Below are 1,525 nucleotides of genomic sequence, written 5' to 3' on the forward strand. Positions count from 1 at the left end.
ATGGCGAAAAAAGCCCCGACCCCGGCCCCAGCGGCCCCCCCTTCCCCTGACGCGGCGTCTGTCGCGAAGGTGTTCAGCCTGATCCAGGAACATTCGGTGGAACTGGTGGACCTGCGCTTCACCGACCCGCGGGGCAAGTGGCACCACACGACGCAGCACGTTTCGACGATCGAGCAGGACACGTTCCGCGACGGCTTCATGTTCGACGGTTCGTCGATCGCGGGGTGGAAGGCGATCAACGAGAGCGACATGGTGCTGCTGCCGGACCCGGCGACGGCGGTGATGGACCCGTTCTCGGCCAAGCCGCAGCTGATCCTGATCTGCGACATCATCGAACCCTCGACGGGCCAGTTCTACAACCGCGACCCGCGCGCGACGGCCAAGCTGGCCGAGGCCTACCTGAAGTCGACCGGGCTGGGCGACACGGCGTTCTTCGGGCCGGAAGCCGAGTTCTTCATCTTCGACAGCGTCCGCTTCGGGACGGGGCCGAACTACGGCACCTACCAGCTTGACAGCATCGAAGGCCCCGGCGCGTCGCTGAAGGACTACCCGGAAGGCAACATGGGCCACCGCCCGGGCGTCAAGGGCGGCTATTTCCCCGTCGCCCCGGTGGACAGCGAGGGCGACCTGCGCGCCGAGATGCTGACGACGATGGGCGAGATGGGCCTGCCGATCGAAAAGCACCATCACGAGGTGGCGCAGTCCCAGCATGAGCTGGGCACCAAGTTCGCCACCCTGGTGCAGTCGGCCGACTTCATGCAGATCTACAAATACTGCGTGCACAACGTCGCCCATTCCTACGGCAAGACGGCGACCTTCATGCCCAAGCCGATCTATGGCGACAACGGGTCGGGCATGCATGTCCACCAGTCGATCTGGAAGGCCGGCAAGCCGGTGTTCGCGGGCAACGGCTATGCCGACCTGTCCGACCAGGCGCTGTATTACATCGGCGGCATCATCAAGCACGCCAAGGCGCTGAACGCGTTCACCAACCCGTCGACCAATTCCTACAAGCGGCTGATCCCGGGCTTCGAGGCGCCGGTGCTGCTGGCCTATTCGGCGCGCAACCGCTCGGCATCGTGCCGCATCCCGTATGCGACCAGCCCGAAGGCCAAGCGCGTCGAGGTCCGCTTCCCCGACCCCACGGCGAACCCCTACCTGGCGTTCGCCGCCATGCTGATGGCCGGGCTGGACGGCATCCGCAACAAGATCCACCCCGGCGACGCCATGGACAAGGACCTGTATGACCTGCCGCCCGAGGAGCTGAAGCAGATCCCCACCGTGTGCGGATCGCTGCGCGAGGCGCTGGAGGCCCTGGAGGCCGACCACGAGTTCCTGCTGGCCGGCAACGTCTTCACCCGGGACCAGATCGAAAGCTACTGCGCCATCAAGTGGCAGGACGTCTACAAGTTCGAACACACGCCCCATCCGGCGGAATTCGAGATGTATTACTCGGTCTGATCCCCCCACGGATCACCGATCGGGGCGCCGGAACCGCAAGGGGCCGGCGCCCTTTTTCGTGGGG

Annotated in this window: 1 protein-coding gene; it reads left to right on the forward strand. The window is 65.5% G+C overall.

The genetic code is table 11. The features are described 5' to 3' along the window. Positions 1–1,461 carry a type I glutamate--ammonia ligase gene (gene glnA / locus HLH21_RS16800; protein WP_182944893.1) on the forward strand — a complete coding sequence of 487 codons (1,461 nt, stop codon included), beginning with the start codon at positions 1–3 and terminating at the stop codon, positions 1,459–1,461. The last annotated feature ends 64 nt before the right edge of the window (positions 1,462–1,525 follow it).

The sequence above is a fragment of the Gluconacetobacter johannae genome, from assembly GCF_014174305.1.
In the GTDB taxonomy this organism is placed as follows: Bacteria; Pseudomonadota; Alphaproteobacteria; order Acetobacterales; family Acetobacteraceae; genus Gluconacetobacter; species Gluconacetobacter johannae.